Below are 15,814 nucleotides of genomic sequence, written 5' to 3'. Positions count from 1 at the left end.
AGCATTCACTTCAAGGAGGTAATACTTATGTCAGGAAAAGATCAATTCTCCATCGCCCGTAGTCTGGAAGTTAACGGGAAGCCTTATCGCTACTACAGTCTTAAGGCACTGGAGGAACAAGGAAAAAGCGGTATCGCCAAGCTGCCTTTCTCCATTAAAGTGTTGCTGGAAGCCGCGGTTCGCCAATTTGACGGACGCGCCATCACTGAAGAACATGTACAGCAGCTGACAGGCTGGGCTGAGGATCGGGACACCAACAAGGAGATTCCGTTCATTCCTGCACGCATCGTGCTACAGGATTTTACCGGTGTCCCCGTGGTTGTCGATTTGGCAGCTATGCGTGATACGGTGAAAAAAGCGGGCGGGGACCCGAAGCAAATCAATCCGCTCGTTCCCGTCGATCTCGTTATCGACCACTCGGTCATGGTCGATGCTTTCGGTACCAGTGATGCGCTGGATTACAACATTAATGTAGAGTTTGAACGTAACGAGGAGCGGTACCGTTTTCTGCGCTGGGCGCAAACGGCGTTCAACAACTTCCGCGCCGTTCCGCCATCCACAGGTATCGTCCATCAGGTCAATCTGGAATATCTCGCCTCCGTTGCCGCTACCAAAGCCATTGACGGTGAAACGGTCGTCTTTCCAGATTCCCTCGTAGGAACAGACTCCCATACCACGATGATTAACGGCCTTGGTGTTGTTGGCTGGGGTGTCGGCGGGATTGAGGCAGAGGCGGGTATGCTGGGGCAACCGCTGTATTTTGTCACTCCCGATGTGATTGGCTTCAAGCTGACAGGCAGTCTGACGGAAGGCTCTACCGCCACCGATCTGGCGCTCACTGTTACACAAATGCTGCGTAAAAAAGGCGTAGTTGGCAAATTCGTAGAGTTTTACGGGCCTGGTCTGGCTAACATCAGCTTGGCTGACCGTGCGACAGTTGCCAACATGGCACCGGAATACGGCGCAACGATTGGTTTCTTCCCGGTCGATGCGGAAACACTGGCCTACCTGCGCAGCACTGGACGTTCCGATGAGCAAGTAAGCCTCGTAGAGGAATATTACAAGGCCCAAGGCATGTTCCGCACATCCGATACACCGGACCCTGTGTTCAGCGATACCATTGAGCTGGATCTAGCTTCGGTTGTACCGAGTCTCGCCGGACCCAAACGTCCGCAGGACCGTGTTGAGCTTGGCCGCATGAAAGAAACGTTTGAAGGCATTATTCGTACCCCGGTGGACAAGGGCGGCTATGGACTGAGCGATGAAAAAATCGCACAGAAGATTCCGCTGACCCATCCGGACGGCTCCACCAGCGAGTTAGGTACAGGAGCAGTCGTTATTGCGGCTATCACAAGCTGCACGAATACCTCCAATCCAAGCGTTATGCTCGGTGCGGGCTTGCTGGCCAAAAAGGCAGTGCAGCGTGGGCTCAAAAAGCCAGGCTATGTTAAAACAAGCTTGACGCCAGGCTCCCTCGTCGTGACGGAATACCTGCAAAAAGCGGGATTAATCGGACCGCTCGAAGCCCTCGGCTTCCATGTAGCAGGCTACGGCTGCGCAACCTGTATCGGTAACTCCGGCCCACTTCCTGACGAAGTGAGTCAAGCTATCACAGACCATGATTTAACGGTTGGCGCAGTTATTTCCGGTAACCGGAACTTTGAAGGCCGTGTGCATGCGCAGGTCAAAGCCAACTATCTCGGCTCACCGCCACTGGTTGTCGCTTATGCGCTGGCAGGTACAGTGAACATTGATTTGGTGAATGATCCGCTCGGTTACGATCAGGACAATCAGCCTGTCTACCTGAAAGACATTTGGCCCACTTCCGAGGAAATCAAGGAAGCCATCAGCCTGTCTCTCAGCCCGGATATGTTCCGTCGCAAATACGAAAATGTATTTACTGCCAATGAAAAATGGAACTCCATTCCGGTTCCTGAAGGCGAACTGTATGAATGGGATGAAAAATCAACTTATATTCAAAATCCACCATTCTTTGAAAAACTTCAGGATGGCGTGCAGGATATCAAGGAAATCCGTAATGCCCGTGTGCTTGCCCTGTTGAATGATTCGGTCACGACGGACCATATCTCACCAGCAGGCAACATTGCTCCTTCCAGCCCGGCAGGACTGTACTTGAAGGAGCATGGCGTGGAACGCAAGGATTTCAACTCCTACGGCTCCCGTCGCGGTAACCACGAGGTCATGATGCGCGGTACATTCGCCAACATCCGTATCCGCAACAATGTGGCTCCAGGTACTGAAGGCGGCGTGACCAAATACTTGCCAACGGATGAGGAAATGTCCATCTATGATGCGTCCATGAAATATCAGGCAGCCGATCAGAACCTGATCGTCATCGCTGGTAAGGAATACGGCACAGGCAGCTCTCGTGACTGGGCGGCCAAAGGTACGCTTCTGCTGGGCGTTAAGGCTGTCATTGCCGAAAGCTTCGAGCGGATTCACCGCAGTAACCTAGTCGGCATGGGTGTACTGCCTCTGCAATTCCAGGAGGGCTATGGCTGGTCCAGCTTGGGCCTCAATGGCCGCGAAACCTTCGACATCCTCGGCATTAACAATGACGTGAAGCCTGGTCAAGAGCTTACAGTTGTGGCTAAACGCGAGGATGGCACAAAGTTCGAATTCCCGGTAATTGCCCGTCTGGACAGCACCGTCGACATCAACTACTACCACAACGGTGGTATTCTGCAAACCGTATTGCGTCAAATGATTCAAGAGTAAAGAGCGTATAAATAACAAAATCCCCTCCAAATGCAGTGGAAACTGCACATTGAGAGGGGATTTTTTACATGCTTCAAGCCTTTAAAAGAAAACATATACCCAAGATTGCAAATACGAGGGTTATAAGAAGTGTGAAGAGACCAGGCAGGCTTTCCATGATTGCAGAGCCTTCTTCGCTCTTGAACTGACGACTGAAATAGGGTTGGAGCATAAGCATAATTATAAAAGATATGAGGCTAATTCCACACAACAACCATACCTCAGGGGAGGATTTGTCAACAAAACGGTCAGCCACATCATTGAAATTGTAGTGGATTGCTACATTCCTAGGCATTCTCGGATACATGAAAAGGTAGATAATGAAAGGCAAAACAGAAATAAGAAAAGACAATACATTAGAAAAATTTAATTTACTTCTCATGGAAATCCCCCTAATATGCCAAATCGATCCGCATTATACAGATATCAGCAGTCTATATTTTTATACCTATGGCTTAGAAAGAGAGAAGTAACAAAACTAATCATCGTCGGTAAACAAGAAGCGAGCACCATACACACATTAACTTCTTGTCCTAATCCTATAGCGATCCCGATTAAGCCAAAGGCTATCCAAATATAAGCAGAGATACGATGCGTCTTCTTCCATGCCTTTTCATTCGAAAGCAGCCATGGGAACTTCAAACCAATTAAACGGTTAGGTGTTAATTTAGTGAATGTGATACCTACTGTTAAGTGCGATATCGCTGAAACCAATAAAACTATATTTAAGGGACTGAAGTAAATAGCATTTGAATACAGTAACATTAAAAAAAGAAAAATAAAATTTAGAACAACAAACACACTGGAACATATTTTACGATATGGAACCAAATTATTTTCAGAAAATTGTTCTCTATGTTTCGAGAATTTTGGATACAAGACAACAATAAGAAAAGAGATAATCATCGCTCCTGATGACACAATAAAAAAAGCTAAAGGGAGCTTTAGCGGGTTCATTGAAGGCAATATAATAAATGAATTTATAAAATGCAATATAATAAATAAAATAGAAATCTGAATCCACGGCTTTTTAAATTCTTTTTTTAAATCATAGTTATTCTCCACTCAAAACAACCTCACTTGGAACTGTTTCTCAGTTGATTTTAGAAGTAAGTGTATTTATAATACTTCATTATAAAAAATGAATATATTTTAATAAAATATATATTATTGTCAGATCATAATGCATATTTTTCAAAAAAATAAGAGATCAAAGTCACATTCACAATATTTTTTTACAAAAAATAGCTTTTCTTCTGTTTCGAAAAGAAGTTATTATCTATCTACCTATTTCGATTATTAAAATAAACATCTCAAAGCAAAAAAGTCGATCCCTCAGGACCGACTTCCAACTATGTTCTCCTATAACCTAACCTTCGCACGCGAGCTACTTCGAAATATCCAGAAAACCTTCTCCGAACACGTCCCGCACGTCATGAATGGTGATAAACGCTGCTGTGTCGATGGCTTTCACTATCTTTTTGAGCGCCGATACCTCTTGTTTACTAATGACGATATACAGCACTTCTTTTGGATTTTTAGTGTAATAACCGTGGCCTGACAGGACAGTAACTCCACGATCCATTTTCGTAATGACCATCTCGGCAATTTTATCTTGGTGCTCCGAAATAATCATGACCGCTTTTTTGGGGTTCAGTCCTTCGATCATGAAGTCCATCACCTTCGTACCAACGTACAAAATAACGATAGTTAGCATCAATTTTTCCGGGCCAATAATAAAATAGGAAGAGAATGCGACAATCAAATCAAAAAACAGCAGGCCATAACTGATATTCCAATCCAGATACTTGTTGGCAATCCGTGCTAAAATGACCGTACCCGCCGTAGTGCCGCCTACCCGTACGATTAGGCCTATGCCAACCCCCACCAAAACTCCGGCAAATACGGCATTAATCGTCGGCTCATGCGAATCAATCCGCCAGTTGACTGTTAAATGTAAAAACAGCGAGTTAAAAGCGACCGCAATGATAGTGTACAAGGTCGTTCTCTTGTCTAAAAATTTATATCCGACAATCAGCAGCAAGCCATTAATCACCAGATTAACGATTGAGGGAGACCACTGAAACAGGTAGTACAGGATGATTGTGACGCCTGTAACGCCCCCCTCGCCAAACTCATTCGGGATCACAAACAGATTAACAGCTAGCGCGAAAAAAAACGCACCCAGAATAATAAATGCGATGTCTGCAATACATTTTTTCATATATGCTCTAATCCTCTCTCTAACATTTCAAAGGATGAATCGCCAGATCGATTGGCTGACTCTTGTTGTCAAAATACGCTGACAACCAGTTCATGGTATCTACTACCAAACATAAAGTCAATACAACTTTGACACTTTAATTCGCCACCAGACTGCCTCAATCCTGACTTGAGGAGTCCGCAAAACCCTCCTTTTACAAGGTTATTCGACAAAAAAACACAATCCCGACTACTAAACTAAGAAAACGGGCCTCAAGCCCTTGTTTTAGACCTAGGCACATTTTCCCCTAAAACGACCATCCTCCTAATCGGCATTTTGAACACACATGACCATCTTCCTGTTTTATGTCAAAAGCGTTTTACTTTGAAAAAATGTGGGTATAATGATTGAAACATAACCAAGCAACCTACATAGCATTGCGACATCAAGTACATATAAATAGTCCTATACAGACGTCCTAAGCAACTCAATCTGAATTTGACAATATGGAATTGGAGGAATGATCTACATGAATACAATGAACTTAACCGTCCACACCCTGATGCCCTTTCACCACCAATACCAACGTGCCAACGCGGTGAGTATGCAGAAGAAAGAAGATAGCTCGGAGAAGAAGCTCAGCTTTCAGGACATTTTGAATGAAAAAATGGGTAAAAAATAAGGCGCCGTTTATCCGGTTGCATGACTCGCTTTACATAAGCCAAAAAGCCGTAGTTTCCTACATCGACTGTAGAGAACCACGGCTTTTTTTGATTCATGCGTTCCTAAACTCACACATTCGTTTTATTGACCGCCATCCCGATACTGCTCTGCCTTCTCACGCATCCCAGCGGCCACTGCTTCTTCGGTGTTCAGCCCCTTATCCGCTGCATAGGCGCGAATGTCCTGCGTGATGCGCATACTACAAAATTTGGGGCCGCACATCGAGCAAAAATGTGCTTCCTTGGCTCCCTCTGCTGGTAGCGTTTCATCATGGTAGGACAAGGCCCGCTCGGGATCAAGCGACAGATTGAACTGATCCCGCCAGCGGAACTCAAAGCGTGCCTTGGACAAAGCATCATCCCGCTGCTGCGCCCGTGGATGGCCCTTCGCCAGATCGGCAGCATGTGCCGCAATTTTGTAGGTAATGACACCCTCACGGACATCATCCTTATTCGGAAGACCCAAATGCTCCTTAGGCGTAACATAGCACAGCATGGACGTCCCGAACCAACCGATCATCGCCGCCCCGATGGCTGAGGTAATATGATCATATCCGGGGGCAATATCCGTCGTGAGCGGTCCCAAGGTATAGAAAGGAGCTTCCTTACAAATCTCCATTTGCAAATCCACATTCTCTTTGATTTTATGCATAGGGACATGTCCCGGCCCCTCAATCATGACCTGAACATCATGCTTCCATGCGATTTGCGTTAGCTCGCCCAACGTTTCCAGCTCTGCAAACTGTGCTTCATCATTCGCATCATAGATACTACCTGGACGTAGACCATCCCCGAGAGAAAAGGCCACATCATAGGCTTTCATAATTTCGCAGATTTCTTCAAAATGTGTATACAAAAAATTCTCCTGATGGTGCGCAAGGCACCAGGCTGCCATGATCGACCCGCCACGGGACACAATTCCCGTCATTCTATTCGCCGTCATCGGTATATACCGCAGCAATACACCCGCATGAATTGTAAAATAGTCCACTCCCTGCTCCGCCTGCTCGATCAGCGTATCGCGATACAACTCCCACGTCAGCGCTTCTGCTTCGCCGTTCACCTTTTCAAGTGCCTGATACAGCGGCACAGTTCCAATCGGTACAGGAGAATTCCGAATGATCCATTCACGTGTGGTATGGATATTACGGCCTGTGGATAGGTCCATAACTGTATCCGAGCCCCAACGCACAGCCCAGGTCATTTTCTCCACTTCCTCCTCAATCGAGGAGGTAACCGCAGAATTACCAATGTTCGCATTGATCTTCACGTGAAAATGACGCCCAATGACCATCGGCTCACTTTCCGGGTGATTGATATTCGAAGGCAAAATGGCTCGTCCAGCCGCCAATTCCTGCCGTACAAACTCAGGCTCCACCCCTTCGCGGATCGCCGCAAATTCCATTTCGGGCGTAATGATCCCTTGCCGTGCATAATGCATTTGCGTCACTGTACGACCTTGCGAAGCACGAAGCGGACGGTTGGTCACGCCGGGAAATTCAACTGTCTCCCGTTTGGAGCCAGGTTTCAGTCCATTATCCTCCGGTTTGACGGCGCGTCCCTCGTAAGCCTCCACATCGCCCCGTTCCAGTGCCCAAGCTCGCCGTAATGGAGGCAGGCCCTGACGGATATCGACCTGATAGGCTTCGTCAGTCATGGGACCGCTCGTATCGTACACACGCAATGGCTCATGATGCTCCGTGCCCTGCGGCGTATGTGTAGGATGAAGAGCAATTTCCCGCTCTGGGACGGCAATGTCCGGCCGCGAGCCTTGAATATATACCTTACGGCTCCCTGGAAAGGGCGTTACCCCACTGGCTTGCTCCCCGTTTGTCTTCTCTACCCCAACTTCCCTTGTTCCTGCCAACCTTACTTCTGCTGATTTAAATTCTGTTCCTTTTGTTCCTTCTACTTCTGTCGGCTTCATTGTCCATTCCTCCCGTTTCGATGAAATGACACACCGATCCGGAACCATTCCCAGGGTGGCGCTGATCTATGCAAAAAAAGCCGGTTCCCCAGGGAACCGGCTAATCTAACGAGGCAGCTATCCAAACTGTGCACACGTGGAATAAATCCTATTCCAATGCGTCACCGTAGACAGCAACTGCGTATACATTTCAATGGCCGATTACTTCCCTACGCTGGTATGATCCAGATCAGGTGCAAAGGGTCCGGAATCTTGCACGATTCCATCTCAGCCCGGCATTACAGGCTCCCCCAGTAACTGTGATACTTCTATTCACATGAGGCGGACATAACAGACATCCCGCCATCCTTATCAGATTACTTCAAATTTATGGCTTTGGCAACCCTTCTAGGTTCCATTTAGCAAGGAGACGCTCCTCATCAAATCACTCTGCTTGCTTCAACTGCATTCATTCTTGTTACGGAAGCATAAGCCCCATTTCCTTCGCCGCTTCGATCAAAATCGGAGCAAAGTCATGTAGCGTCTCGGGTGCAAGCCGACTGACCGGACCGGATACAGATAAAGCCGCAGTGACCTGTCCCTTCCGGTTCACAATTGGTGCTGCCACAGCAGCGGCCCCTGGCTCCCGTTCTTCATAGCTGGTCGCATAGCCCTTCTCGCGAATGTCCTGCAGCTGGGCTTTATAGACCTCCGCGTCTACCGAGGGCGGCCATTCATTCCCGCTTAGCAGGGCTTCCAGCTCCTGCGGCGGCATAAAGGCAGCCAGCACCTTACTGGAGGCTCCTACAGCCAGCGGCATACGCGCACCCACAGGCGCAACCCTGCGGATCGCCTGATTGCTCTGCACGGCTTGTATGCGAATACGCATGCTGCCGTCCCGTAAGTACAAGCTGACCGTTTCGCCCAGACGGTCACGCAGTCCTTCCATTGCAGGCTGTAACAACACTGCCGGCTCGTCACTTTGGGACAAATGTGTGGATAGCTCCCAAATGCGGAAGCCAAGTCGATATTTTTCCGTTTCGGCATTCCGAACGACAAAGCCCCGATCCTCCAACGTAGTCAGCAGCCGATGAACCGTGCTTTTATGTAGACCAATTTTGGAGGCAATCTCCGTTAGGCCAAGATCCGAATCTGCGGTAAAACACAACAATATATCAAGTGCACGCTCTACAGCGCGAACGGTTAATTTACGGTCTTCCATTCGTGAACCGCTCCTCTTGTATCCATATTCGTTTCACACTATGAAACATGGTTACATAAATTATATAGAATAGTCGCGGCTACTGTAAACCGATGTTTTTGTGACAACCATATTACAGAACGAGAACAAACATCGACAATTCTTTGCATCATTTTTACTTTTCCGGTTCAGGCGTTGACTTTGGATAACCCCCATCATACGATAATAGGTATCTATACGGATATACACTATCATTTTCAAGTGGAATTATACCTAAATTCTATTGAAACGAAGATCAATTTTATATAAGGAGGCTCTTACATGATTTCTACATCCCAGCGCAACTCTCAGCTACAGACCGCTGTTCAGGAGCCGTCCACCCCACTCTTTAATCCCCGTCTGCTGCGGTTCAAGCACGTTGTGATTGCTCTGCTGCTGTCGGTCGTTTTTTTTCTGTTGTTTTGTTTTATTGCTTTGCATGCTTACATCGCGTGGGTACTTACGAATCCTACCGTCGCGCCGCTGTACTCTAATCCGATGCAGGCCAAAAACATGCCTTATGAGGAAGTCAGCTTCCCTGCCAAGGATGGTAGCCGCATGGTACAAGGCTGGTATATCCCGGCGGATCAATCGCGGAAAACGATTATTTTCAGCCATGGTTATGGAGCTAACCGCGAAGAAAGCTGGATTCCCATGTATGATCTGGCGCATTATGCCCACAGTTTGAACTTTAATGTGGTCATGTTCGATTATGGATTCGCGTCACAAAACAGCAAATCAGTCGCAACCGGAGGCAAAGCGGAATCCCAGCAGCTTCTCGGAGCGATCCAGCTTGCGAAGCAACGCGGCTCGTCGGAGATTATCGTATGGGGCTTCTCCATGGGGGCAGGAACCGCTCTTCAGGCGGGCTTGCAAACCAAGGATGTGGACGCAATGATTTTGGACAGCACTTTCCTGTTGGAGCCGGATACGCTGTACCATAACATTCACAATCAAATTAACCTGCCAAGACATCCGTCTTTGGAAATTCTGGAGTTGCTGTTTCCAGTCTTGAACGGCACCAGCTTGCATCAGATTCCATATCAGGAGGTTAAAAAGGAAAACTATCCGTTCCCGATCATGTTTGTGCATGGTACACAGGATGAAAAGGCTCCTTATCCTATTGCGGAAAAGCTCGCTGCCAATCAAACCAACCCACTTTCCAGTGTATGGATTGTCAAAAACGGGATACATGAGCTTATTTTCAGAGAGCATCCCCGTGAATATCTACGGCGGGTATCGACGTTTCTAAGCAGTGTACAGGAGCTGGAGGACAAGAAAACGATCGCTGATGCCCACAAACAAACGACTACGAAGTAAAGAATTATTTTTCAAAAAAACGTATTTAATTCTTCACCTTGAAGAAGCCTGCCTACGGACACTAACCCGTGCCGTAGCTGGGCTTCTTTTTCGTTTACCATGGTATTCTTGTTCTACGTAACAGATGTGACCAAATTAAGCGAGTTCATAGACATATTCCCGACAGGACAGCGAATATACTGGGTACGTATGCATCCAGGGCAGATCTGCCAGATCCGCCGGATAGCCATAGTGGGATACGGGAGGTATAAAACGATGCTGAGTACTTATGGGTCTTTCCTGCCCTTACGTGTGCTGGAGGAAATTCGGCATTGGAAGCAGCAGGAAAGTTGGCATGTGGAAGTGATTAAATCCGCTACCGAGGGACTGGAGCCTACTTATGTACGGCTGCTGGATGATTGGCGGACTGTATTCGAACAGACGGAACGCACCGCCATAGAGTTACTTGAAGAGCAACGGAGCGCACTTGATCCGGCAGATCAAGCGTGGCATCAGGAATGGAAACAGCTGTCGGCTGCCCCACAAGCACATACACACGAATTCACTGAACCTTCAAAACAGTCAAGGGGATTAGACGGATCATCATCTGTAAAGATGCCATCGTCAGAGTCAGCATTAAACGCTCAGCCTGACTCACAAGAATTAAATCGTCGATTGGACGATTTGCTGCAAACCGCAAACCGTCAGTCACAGGAGTATGTACGGCAGCTCGGTCTGCTGAGCGAGCACAGTCATGCATTGCGTCAGCAGCCAAAATCCGCTGGAGTTGTATTACACGCGGCACATGAAAGCCAATATTTCCTAATCTCGACAACCCCCTTTCAAGAACCCGGCTCCATTGCAAGGGCTGCTGGGTTGTATCATGTAGCGACAGAGGGTGAGAATTACCCAGAGGAAGCGTTTCGAGAACGGCAGGCAGGCATAAGGGGAGAAGGCACATCGACGACTAAAGGCGTCAAATCCAGCCAGGCTCAACCTTCGGCAACGGAAAAAACCTCAATCGGCCGGTCGGTTCCTATTGGAGGACATCGACTCCCACCGCTCCCTTACCCCTATAATGCGCTTGAACCGTATATTGATGAAAAAACGATGCGCATTCACCATGACAAGCATCATTTGAGCTATGTGAATGACCTGAATAAAGCGGAAAAGAAGCTGGAAGAAGCCCGAAAAACAGGTAATTTTGATCTCGTAAAACATTGGGAACGCGAACTGGCATTCAACGGCGCAGGCCATTATCTGCATACTCTTTTTTGGACGATCATGAGTCCTCAAGGCGGTGGCAACCCAAGTGGGCCACTGGCTGAACAGATTAAAAAGGATTTTGGCAGTTACGATGCATTCAAAAAGCAATTCAGTTCGGCAGCCGAAAAGGTCGAGGGTGGCGGCTGGGCTATCCTGGTATGGAGTCCGCGCGCGGGACGACTTGAAATTTTGCAGGCCGAAAAGCACCAGAATCTGACTCAATGGGAGTCCATTCCGCTGCTAGCGATAGATGTGTGGGAACACGCATATTACTTAAAGCATCAAAACGAACGCAACAAATACATTGAGGATTGGTGGCATGTCGTTAACTGGCCTGAAGTGGAAGCACGCTACGATCAAGCCTCCAAGCTGAGATGGCAACCCTTCTAGAGGTTGTTCAAAAAGTCGTCTTTCCATAACGAAGCTATTCAAGAAGCGGATTCGACGTCGAATCTTGAATTCAGCCGGGCCTTCCGTTGCTCACGTAGATCTGTCTACGCTCCGCTACTCAGTCCCTAGCTTCATCCAACTTTCTCGGTCCTGAAAAGCCGACTTTTTGAACACGCACTAATAGGCTTCTAAGCTAAAGACAAACTACACCTGCAAATCGTATCGCTCTCTGAGCGCTGCCATTTGTTCGGTCCATCCTTCCGGTTGTACCAGCCAGCTATCGGCAGGTAAAATGGCTGTCTGGCTCTCGACGACACGGCGCAGAGATGCCGTGTACGCCTCAACAGACGGCACTCCAGCCAGCTCTGCCAGGCTCCCCATCGTTGCTGGATTCACCCGGGGGTAATCCTGCTGCTGTACGCCTGTCGACGTATCTCCGGCTGCCTCCCTATAGAATTGCTGTACCGCCTGTGCACGCTCTGCACCGCTGCCCTCAATCATCACGAAGGCTGTGATGATATACGCCTTGGCTTGACGTCGCTGTGCAATGCCGCAAAACTTGCGGCCCCGGACGCTAACATCGTAATCCCCGGGACAGAAGGACCCGGGGATTTCTCCGGTCTGCGCCTCGCCAGACCACGGAACCAGCGCATCGGCAATTAGCCCTGCCATGAGCCGAAAATCCTCATGCAGGCTGATGGCCCGCTGTGGATTCGGCAGGATCAAGGACAGGTTCAGCACCCCCCTGTCCAGCATGACGGCCGCTCCCCCAGAGGGGCGTACGCATACCGAGGTTCCCGCGCTGCGCACTCGCTCCATCGCCTGTGGGGCGTAAGGGAGCCTGCGGTCCCGGTGACCGATCACAAGCGCTGACGGATGCCGCCATAGATGCAAAATGGGTGCAGCTCCTTTCCCTACTTGCCGACAGGCCAGCTCCTCCCAAGCCAGCGGAGACAAAACATCCTCCTGAGTGTCCGCAAGTGGTGCTTCAAACCACTGCAACTCAGGCAAAGCTGTTGTTTTTTCTGTTGATCTATGTACATTCTCCATACGTTATCCCCTATCTATAAAAATAACTGTTATCCATAGGCTAATCGTAATTTTAAGGCGGCTATCCCGTCGTTTATATCTGATGTTAACAAAAAAAGGTGGCTACGCCTATGCGTAAACCACCCTTTTTTGTTCATCACATAAACGTCTTGCGATGTTCGATCAATCCTTAAGCAGCGACAGAAACTCTGCGCGCTGCGCTGCATCATCACGAAACGTACCGCGTACCGCAGACGTTACTGTTTTGCTACCAGGCTTTTTGACACCTCTTGCACACATGCACAGGTGCTCGCCTTCTACGACTACCATAACCCCGTGAGCGGAGACCGCTTCATTTAAAATATCAGCGATCTGTGAAGTAATACGCTCCTGTACCTGCAATCGGCGGGTCACTGCCTCTACCAGGCGTGCAAGCTTGCTCAATCCTACAATTTTGCCGCTGGGTACATAGCCGATATGCACTTTTCCGAAGAAAGGAGCCATATGGTGCTCACACTGGCTGTAATAGACGATGTCCTTCACGATCACAAGCTCCTCGTGATTCTCGTCAAATGTCACACCCAGCGCATCCCGGGGATCAACCTCATAACCCGCAAATATTTCCTCATACATGCGCGCAACGCGTGCCGGTGTTTCCAACAACCCTTCACGCTTGGGGTCCTCACCGATCAGTTGTAAAATCTGCTCCACATGGTACTCGATTTTATCCCGGTTATCCGCAGCTTTGCGGTTAATATAATCTTTTACGCCAGCCACAGTAATCCTCCTCTATGCAGCAACCTCATGCGGCATCCGTACTCACGTTGCTCATTATTTCCGACGGCCCTGATTTTTACGCGGACCAGGCTGATTTTTGGAGAACTGTTGGTTCTTCATCATCTGCTGGGCTTTTTGCATTTGTTTCCCATTCAGGTTGTAACCCATCTGTTTGGCCATTTTTTGCAGCGTTTCAGGGTCGTTTTGCATCTTTTCAAGCTGTTTACGAAGATAATAAGCACCGATGAAAAATCCCCCAACCAAACCAGCAATCAGGGTAATAATCGGAATGACAATATTCCACACCACGAAGTCGTCACCTCTGTATATTTATATGAAACATCTTGAATTACACACGAACCTATCATAGCAAAACATGGGACAGCTAGCAAATCACTTTTTGCAAACATATGTCCTTATTGTTTCTCCAAATCCAGCAGCTTCGTCTTAACTGGCAAGCCTCCAGCATAACCGACCAAACTTCCATTAGCACCCGATACCCGGTGACATGGAAACAGAATGGGTAACGGATTTTTGTTATTGGCTTCACCCACAGCACGTACCGCCTTGGCTCGTCCGATCGATTCCGCAATATCTTTGTAGGACACACTTTGTCCGTACGGAATATTTTGCAGTGCACGCCATACCTGCTCTTGAAAAGGGGTGCCTCTCAAATCATAGGCTATACTGAATTCCCGTCGTTCTCCGGCAAAATATTCACGCAGTTGATCCGCGGCTTCGCACAGCTTTTCCGGCTCCTGCACATAGACGTATTCCCCAATCCATGTTCGGGCCCATTGCTGAAGCAGTGCTTCCTTCGCATGAAAAACGCCATAGTCTATTCGACACAGCCCCCGATCCGTAGCGCACAGCGTTAACGTGCCCACAGGTGTCTCCATCTCATCATAATAAATGGTGGTTGGACCCTGTGAATCCCCGGCCGTTACTTCTGATTTTGATAATTCAGATGCCTTTAGCTCTTCTGCCTGCTCTTGTTCCTCTAGTTTGGAATGCGCTTGCGCGATCATTTCGCGTACTTGCTCATGTTGTTCCTTCTCTGATGCTTGCTTGATCGCTGTCATAGCGTTTTCCCCTCCTATTCGACTCAAAGCCCACGCCGCCGTGCCTCGCAGCTCGGGACGCGGATCATCCAATAAAATCTCCGTTAATTTGGGCACCGCACTGATATCTTTGAAATTGCCCAGTCCAATGACTGCATTGCGTTGAATGGGCTTCTTCCCCCGCCAAGCCGCCGCACTTTGTCCAAATCGGTCTTTGAATTCACGGTTGCTCAAATCCAATAACGGCAGCAGCAACGGCTTCACAATTTCAGGATCGGGTGTAAGCTCGGGATGGTGATCCCAGTTGAGACCCCGATTTTTAGGGCATACCATTTGGCAGGTATCACATCCATACAGCCGATTCCCTATCTTCCGCATAAACTCCTCATCCAGAAAGCCCTTCGTTTGCGTCAAAAAGGACACACACCGTTGGGCATTCAGCTGTCCAGGACCCACAAGCGCGCCCGTAGGACAGGCATCCAAACATTTGGTACACTCGCCGCAACCCTCCGTTACCGGTTCATCTGGCTGGAAAGGAATGTTCGTCAACAGCTCACCTAGATAGATCCATGAACCCAGCGTCGGTGAAATCATCATCGTATTTTTGCCGCTAAAGCCAATCCCTGCACGTTCCGCAACGGCTCGATCCGACAGTTCTCCGGTATCCACCATATTTTTCATAATGGCATCAGGCACCCGCTCACTTATAAAAGCCTCAAGCTTTTCCATCGCTTCGCGTAGTACCAGATGATAATCTTTCCCCCAGGCTGAACGCGCCAAAATACCACGGTACTTCCCCTTGTCCGACTTCGGCGGGTCCTTCATTTTGGAAGGGTACGCCACCGCAATAGCAATCAGAGATGCAGGCTGTGAGCCATACAGCTCCGGGTAGATCCGCTTATCAATATCTGGCTCCTCAAAGCCGGATTCATAGCCTTTCGCACGATGCTCTTCCAATATAGCTTTCAGAGACAGAAAGGGGTCGGCGGATGCGAACCCGATGGAGTCGATACCCAGCCCTGGAGCCGCCTCAATAATTTCCTGCTTGAGCGAAGCCCAAGTCGAAGCGGTTCCGGCAGCCGCCTGAGTCAATCCGCGTTGCATCCGATACTCACCTCTCTTCCACTTTTTATCATTACAGAT

General features: G+C 48.5%; 13 protein-coding genes and 1 riboswitch. Of the genes, 4 read left to right on the top strand and 9 right to left on the bottom strand.

The annotated features are described in order from the left end of the window. Nucleotides 1-27 precede the first annotated feature (27 nt). Nucleotides 28-2,739: an aconitate hydratase AcnA gene (acnA, locus tag MKY16_RS04000; protein WP_340954198.1), complete on the top strand. Its 2,712-nt coding sequence runs from the start codon at nucleotides 28-30 to the stop codon at nucleotides 2,737-2,739. Between the two features lie 73 nt (nucleotides 2,740-2,812). Here the strand turns inward: acnA and MKY16_RS03995 are convergent, their stop codons facing one another. From MKY16_RS03995 to MKY16_RS03985, 3 genes are all read right to left on the bottom strand, one after another. Beyond that, nucleotides 2,813-3,160: a DUF1648 domain-containing protein gene (locus MKY16_RS03995; protein WP_069011282.1), complete on the bottom strand. Its 348-nt coding sequence runs from the start codon at nucleotides 3,158-3,160 to the stop codon at nucleotides 2,813-2,815. A 44-nt stretch (nucleotides 3,161-3,204) separates the two neighbouring features. Then, the gene (locus MKY16_RS03990) at nucleotides 3,205-3,843 is read right to left on the bottom strand and encodes an SdpI family protein (RefSeq protein WP_069011281.1); all 639 of its coding nucleotides are present in this window, start codon (nucleotides 3,841-3,843) and stop codon (nucleotides 3,205-3,207) included. Nucleotides 3,844-4,165: 322 nt separating this feature from the next. Beyond that, complete coding sequence (locus tag MKY16_RS03985) at nucleotides 4,166-5,002, bottom strand: YitT family protein (protein ID WP_029515776.1); 837 nt, start codon at nucleotides 5,000-5,002, stop codon at nucleotides 4,166-4,168. Between the two features lie 508 nt (nucleotides 5,003-5,510). On the opposite strand from MKY16_RS03985, the gene MKY16_RS03980 reads away from it, so the two are divergent. Continuing rightward, entirely contained in the window at nucleotides 5,511-5,663 is a 153-nt protein-coding gene (locus MKY16_RS03980; RefSeq protein ID WP_010348453.1) for a hypothetical protein, read from the top strand. Nucleotides 5,664-5,785: 122 nt separating this feature from the next. On the opposite strand, the gene thiC is transcribed toward MKY16_RS03980, so the two are convergent. Next, complete coding sequence (gene thiC, locus MKY16_RS03975) at nucleotides 5,786-7,630, bottom strand: phosphomethylpyrimidine synthase ThiC (protein ID WP_069011280.1); 1,845 nt, start codon at nucleotides 7,628-7,630, stop codon at nucleotides 5,786-5,788. A 189-nt stretch (nucleotides 7,631-7,819) separates the two neighbouring features. Then, a riboswitch (TPP riboswitch) is annotated at nucleotides 7,820-7,932 on the bottom strand. Nucleotides 7,933-8,087: 155 nt separating this feature from the next. Continuing rightward, the gene (locus MKY16_RS03970) at nucleotides 8,088-8,831 is read right to left on the bottom strand and encodes an IclR family transcriptional regulator (RefSeq protein ID WP_039270658.1); all 744 of its coding nucleotides are present in this window, start codon (nucleotides 8,829-8,831) and stop codon (nucleotides 8,088-8,090) included. A gap of 300 nt (nucleotides 8,832-9,131) precedes the next feature. Here MKY16_RS03970 and MKY16_RS03965 point away from each other — a divergent pair, with 300 nt between their 5' ends. Then, nucleotides 9,132-10,169 (top strand): alpha/beta hydrolase, encoded by a 1,038-nt coding sequence (locus MKY16_RS03965; RefSeq protein WP_029515779.1) that lies wholly within the window; start codon nucleotides 9,132-9,134, stop codon nucleotides 10,167-10,169. 255 nt (nucleotides 10,170-10,424) lie between these two features. Then, a complete protein-coding gene (locus MKY16_RS03960; protein ID WP_340954195.1) occupies nucleotides 10,425-11,804 on the top strand; it encodes a Fe-Mn family superoxide dismutase in 1,380 nt (459 codons plus the stop codon). A 204-nt stretch (nucleotides 11,805-12,008) separates the two neighbouring features. On the opposite strand, the gene MKY16_RS03955 is transcribed toward MKY16_RS03960, so the two are convergent. From MKY16_RS03955 to queG, 4 genes are all read right to left on the bottom strand, one after another. Further along, the gene (locus tag MKY16_RS03955) at nucleotides 12,009-12,854 is read right to left on the bottom strand and encodes a lipoate--protein ligase family protein (protein ID WP_340954193.1); all 846 of its coding nucleotides are present in this window, start codon (nucleotides 12,852-12,854) and stop codon (nucleotides 12,009-12,011) included. 162 nt (nucleotides 12,855-13,016) lie between these two features. Further along, nucleotides 13,017-13,610, bottom strand: coding sequence for a GTP cyclohydrolase I FolE (gene folE, locus MKY16_RS03950; protein WP_013308743.1), 594 nt, complete (start codon nucleotides 13,608-13,610; stop codon nucleotides 13,017-13,019). Nucleotides 13,611-13,664: 54 nt separating this feature from the next. Further along, nucleotides 13,665-13,919, bottom strand: coding sequence for a YneF family protein (locus MKY16_RS03945; protein ID WP_013308742.1), 255 nt, complete (start codon nucleotides 13,917-13,919; stop codon nucleotides 13,665-13,667). 107 nt (nucleotides 13,920-14,026) lie between these two features. Further along, a complete protein-coding gene (gene queG / locus MKY16_RS03940; protein ID WP_340954189.1) occupies nucleotides 14,027-15,775 on the bottom strand; it encodes a tRNA epoxyqueuosine(34) reductase QueG in 1,749 nt (582 codons plus the stop codon). Nucleotides 15,776-15,814: the final 39 nt, after the last annotated feature.

This window comes from Paenibacillus sp. FSL L8-0641 (genome assembly GCF_038006265.1).
Classification (GTDB): domain Bacteria; phylum Bacillota; class Bacilli; order Paenibacillales; family Paenibacillaceae; genus Paenibacillus; species Paenibacillus polymyxa_D.
Note: the sequence above shows the minus strand (reverse complement) of the source record. Positions and strands in the feature narration are given on the sequence as shown.

Coding starts and splice junctions, on each gene's coding strand:
- acnA (WP_340954198.1), top strand. CDS start 28: ATGTCAGGAAAAGATCAATTCTCCATCGCCCGTAGTCTGGAAGTTAAC.
- MKY16_RS03995 (WP_069011282.1), bottom strand. CDS start 3,160: ATGAGAAGTAAATTAAATTTTTCTAATGTATTGTCTTTTCTTATTTCT.
- MKY16_RS03985 (WP_029515776.1), bottom strand. CDS start 5,002: ATGAAAAAATGTATTGCAGACATCGCATTTATTATTCTGGGTGCGTTT.
- MKY16_RS03980 (WP_010348453.1), top strand. CDS start 5,511: ATGAATACAATGAACTTAACCGTCCACACCCTGATGCCCTTTCACCAC.
- thiC (WP_069011280.1), bottom strand. CDS start 7,630: ATGAAGCCGACAGAAGTAGAAGGAACAAAAGGAACAGAATTTAAATCA.
- MKY16_RS03970 (WP_039270658.1), bottom strand. CDS start 8,831: ATGGAAGACCGTAAATTAACCGTTCGCGCTGTAGAGCGTGCACTTGAT.
- MKY16_RS03965 (WP_029515779.1), top strand. CDS start 9,132: ATGATTTCTACATCCCAGCGCAACTCTCAGCTACAGACCGCTGTTCAG.
- MKY16_RS03960 (WP_340954195.1), top strand. CDS start 10,425: ATGCTGAGTACTTATGGGTCTTTCCTGCCCTTACGTGTGCTGGAGGAA.
- MKY16_RS03955 (WP_340954193.1), bottom strand. CDS start 12,854: ATGGAGAATGTACATAGATCAACAGAAAAAACAACAGCTTTGCCTGAG.
- queG (WP_340954189.1), bottom strand. CDS start 15,775: ATGCAACGCGGATTGACTCAGGCGGCTGCCGGAACCGCTTCGACTTGG.